General features: G+C 49.3%; 1 pseudogene. It reads left to right on the top strand.

Annotated features, from left to right (window positions below):
* Window positions 1-229, top strand: a pseudogene (locus Q1A73_RS24540) (hypothetical protein); the annotation flags it as partial.

Raw genomic sequence — 229 nt, 5'->3', positions numbered from 1 at the left:
CAAGGACCACAAGGTATTCAAGGTATACAAGGAGAAACCGGTGCGCAAGGACCACAAGGTATTCAAGGTATACAAGGTGTAACGGGTGCGCAAGGACCACAAGGTATTCAGGGTATACAAGGAGAAACCGGTGCGCAAGGACCGCAAGGTATTCAGGGTATACAAGGAGAAACTGGTGCACAAGGACCACAAGGTATTCAGGGTATACAAGGAGAAACTGGTGCGCAAG

The organism is uncultured Aquimarina sp. (assembly GCF_947492115.1).
GTDB lineage: Bacteria > Bacteroidota > Bacteroidia > Flavobacteriales > Flavobacteriaceae > Aquimarina.
Note: the sequence above shows the minus strand (reverse complement) of the source record. Positions and strands in the feature narration are given on the sequence as shown.